Source organism: Hydrogenophaga sp., from assembly GCF_051007235.1.
GTDB lineage: Bacteria > Pseudomonadota > Gammaproteobacteria > Burkholderiales > Burkholderiaceae_C > Hydrogenophaga.
The window spans coordinates 1-3521 of sequence record NZ_JBPCSJ010000030.1 but is presented as its reverse complement, the minus strand read 5'-3'; the positions used below and the strand labels follow the sequence as shown (position 1 = coordinate 3521).

General features: G+C 66.9%; 3 protein-coding genes and 1 pseudogene. All 4 read left to right on the top strand.

Annotated elements, in window-relative coordinates:
* Nucleotides 1–275 (top strand): annotated as a pseudogene (locus ACR2JA_RS01010) (branched-chain amino acid ABC transporter substrate-binding protein); the annotation flags it as partial.
* 15 nt (nucleotides 276–290) lie between these two features.
* Nucleotides 291–1496 (top strand): pyridoxal phosphate-dependent aminotransferase, encoded by a 1206-nt coding sequence (locus tag ACR2JA_RS01005; protein WP_434007282.1) that lies wholly within the window; start codon nucleotides 291–293, stop codon nucleotides 1494–1496.
* 101 nt (nucleotides 1497–1597) lie between these two features.
* Nucleotides 1598–1864 carry a 30S ribosomal protein S15 gene (gene rpsO / locus ACR2JA_RS01000; protein ID WP_434007281.1) on the top strand — a complete coding sequence of 89 codons (267 nt, stop codon included), beginning with the start codon at nucleotides 1598–1600 and terminating at the stop codon, nucleotides 1862–1864.
* A gap of 261 nt (nucleotides 1865–2125) precedes the next feature.
* Nucleotides 2126–3521, top strand: a 1396-nt coding sequence (pnp, locus tag ACR2JA_RS00995; RefSeq protein ID WP_434007280.1) for a polyribonucleotide nucleotidyltransferase, incomplete at its 3' end; no start/stop codon positions are given.

Sequence of the window (3521 nt, the reverse complement as noted above, 5' to 3'; positions counted from 1 at the left end):
TGGCGCAGGCCATCGAGAAGGCTGGTTCGACGAAGGCTGCCGACATCGCCGCCCAGCTCGAAACGGTCCAGGTCACCCTGGCTGGGCAGACCGCCCGCATGCGCGCCGCCGACCACCAGTTCCAGCAGCCGCTGGCGGTGGCGGTGATGGACCGGCAGGGCGCACCGGGCGTGAAGTTCGACGTCGAAGGCTCGGGCTACGGCTTTCGCGTCATCCGCCAGCTCACGCCCCAGCAGGCCGAGCAGCCGCACAGCTGTAACATGGCCCGTCCCTGATTGTCTGGAGTGTTCATGCGGCCTGTGGTCGAGAGTCTGGAAGAGTCGCGCATCCGCGAGGTGGCCAATGCGGGCATGGGGCGCAGCGACGTGCTCAAGTTCTGGTTCGGCGAGAGCGACGAGGTCACGCCGGACTTCATCCGCGAGGCCGCGGTGGCATCCATCCAGGCGGGCGAGACCTTCTACGCCCACAACCTGGGCCTGCCCGAGCTGCGCCACGCCATCGCCGGCTACACCCACGGCTTGCACCCGCAGCAGCCCACCGACCACTGGTTCGACCGCATCGCGGTCACGTCCGGCGGTGTCAATGGCCTGATGCTGGCTTCGCAGACGCTGGTGGAAGCAGGCGACGAGGTGGTGGTGGTCACCCCGGCCTGGCCCAACCTGGTGGCGCAGCCGCAGATCATGGGCGCCCGCGTGCGCACCGTGCCGCTGACCGTGGCCGCCAGCGGCGCCTGGGTGCTGGAGCTGCCCGCGCTGCTGGCCGCCATCACCCCGGCGACCCGAATGCTGGTCGTCAACGCGCCCAACAACCCCACCGGCTGGACGCTCACCCGCGACGAACAGGCCGCCATCCTGGCGCACTGCCGGCAAACTGGCACCTGGATCCTGGCCGACGAGGTGTATGAACGCCTGTATTTCGCAGGCGATTCGGCCAACGGCGCGGCGCCCAGCTTTCTCGATGCGGCCGCGCCGGACGACAGGCTGATCGTCGCGCACAGCTTTTCCAAGAGCTTCCTCATGACCGGCTGGCGCCTGGGCTGGCTGGTGCTGACGCCCGCGCTGACCCACGCGGTGGGCAAGCTGATCGAGTTCAACACCTCCTGTGCGCCGGTGTTCGTGCAGCGCGCGGCCACGGTGGCGCTGCAGCGGGGCGACGAGGTGACCCCGCCGCTGGTGCGCCACCTGCAGCTCTGCCGCGACACCCTGGTGCCGCTGTTGCAGGCCCTGCCGGGCGTCACCCTGGCGGTGCCCCGGGGCGGCATGTACGCGTTCTTCCGCCTTGAAGGCCATCCGGACTGCCTGCTCACCGCCAAGCGCCTGGTGCGCGAAGCCGGCTTGGGCCTGGCGCCTGGCAGTGCCTTCGGCCCGGAGGCTGCCGGCTGGCTGCGCTGGTGCTTCGCCAGCCGAGACCCGCAGCGCCTGGTGCAGGGCGTGGAGCGCCTGCGCGCCTGGCTGGAGCAGGACCTGCCCCCGTCCACCGGCAGCGCTGGGCTATAATTCGCGGTTGCCATCTTTGCAGGTGGCACCTTCACGCCCGTTGCGGCACCCCATCAAGGGGTTGGCTGCGGTGGGTCGCACGTAACCTGACTGGAATCACCATGATCGAAAAAACCGTCAAAGCCGCTGTCGTGGCTGACAACGCCCGCGCTGCCAACGACACCGGCAGTCCTGAAGTGCAAGTGGCCATCCTGACCGCTCGCATCAACGAACTGACCCCCCACTTCAAGCTGCACGCCAAGGACCACCACGGCCGCCGCGGTCTGCTGCGCATGGTCAGCCGTCGCCGCAAGCTGCTGGACTACCTGAAGTCCCGCGATGCCGACCGTTACGTCGCCCTGATCGCCAAGCTGGGTCTGCGCAAGTAAATTGCCAGTCTTGCCGTGACACGCAAAACGCCTGAGTTGGTTCGCTGGCTCGGGCGATTTTTGTTTGTTGCGGCCCATTTTTGATTCCGGAGAGGCAGGCGCAGAGCGAAGCTGTGTCATTCCAAAGGGGTTGAGCCGCGGTGGCGGCGCATCAGCACCTCTGGAATGGCATCGTGTTCTGGCTGGTTTTTCCGGGTTTTGTGCAGTGACCTGCACGCCAAGCCGTCCTGCCGTTGCGGGTCGGATTCAAGGAGCCCAACCATGACCATGTTCAACAAAGTCACCAAGACCTTCCAGTGGGGCCAGCACACGGTCCGCATGGAAACCGGCGAAATCGCCCGCCAGTCCAGCGGCGCTGTGCTGCTCGACATGGACGGCACCGTGGTGCTGGCCACTGTGGTGGCCAAGTCCGACGCCAAAGCCGGCCAGGACTTCTTCCCGCTGACCGTGGACTACCTCGAAAAGTCCTACGCCGCCGGCAAGATCCCCGGCAGCTTTTTCAAGCGCGAAGGCCGCCCGAGCGAATTCGAAACCCTGACCAGCCGCCTGATCGACCGCCCGATCCGCCCGCTGTTTCCCGAAGGTTTCTTCAACGAAGTCCAGGTCGTCATTCACACCGTGTCGCTGAACCCGGAGGTGGACGCCGACATCGCCGCGCTGATCGCCACGTCCGCCGCGCTGTCGATTTCCGGCATCCCGTTCAACGGCCCGATCGGCGCCGCCCGCGTGGGCTACATCAATGGCCAGTACGTGCTGAACCCCGGCCAGACCGAGCGCCAGAACAGCCAGATGGACCTGGTGGTTGCCGGCACGCAAGCCGCTGTGCTGATGGTCGAGTCCGAAGCGCAGCAACTGTCGGAAGAGATCATGCTGGGCGCCGTGGTTTTCGGCCACGAGCAGGGCAACATCGCCATCGCCGCCATCAATGAACTGGTGCGCGACGCCGGCAAGCCCGAGTGGAGCTGGACCGCGCCCGCCAAGGACGAAGCCCTGATCGCCAAGATCGACGGCCTGGCCAAGGCCAAGCTGGAAGCCGCTTACCAGATCCGCAACAAGCAGGCCCGCACCCAGGCTTGCCGCACCGCCTACGCCGACGTGATGGCGGCCCTGAAAGCCGAAGGCGTGGCCTTTGACAGCGTGGCCATCGAAGGCCTGCTGTTCGAGATCGAAGCCAAGATCGTGCGTGGCCAGATCCTGGCCGGCGAGCCCCGCATCGACGGTCGCGACACCCGCACCGTGCGCGGCATCGAAATCCGCAACAGCGTGCTGCCCCGTACCCACGGCTCGGCCCTGTTCACCCGCGGTGAAACGCAGGCCCTGGTGGTCGCCACCCTGGGCACTGACCGCGATGCGCAGCGTATTGACGCCCTGTCGGGCGACTACGAAGATCGCTTCATGCTGCACTACAACATGCCTCCTTTCGCCACCGGCGAAACCGGTCGCGTGGGCAGCCCCAAGCGCCGCGAAATCGGCCACGGCCGCTTGGCCAAGCGCGCGCTGATCGCCGCGCTGCCGAGCAAGGAAGACTTCCCTTACACCCTGCGTGTGGTTTCGGAAATCACCGAGTCCAACGGCTCCTCGTCGATGGCTTCGGTCTGCGGCGGCTGTCTGGCGCTGATGGACGCCGGTGTGCCGATGAAGGCCCACGTGGCCGGCA

Coding starts and splice junctions, on each gene's coding strand:
- ACR2JA_RS01005 (WP_434007282.1), top strand. CDS start 291: ATGCGGCCTGTGGTCGAGAGTCTGGAAGAGTCGCGCATCCGCGAGGTG.
- rpsO (WP_434007281.1), top strand. CDS start 1,598: ATGATCGAAAAAACCGTCAAAGCCGCTGTCGTGGCTGACAACGCCCGC.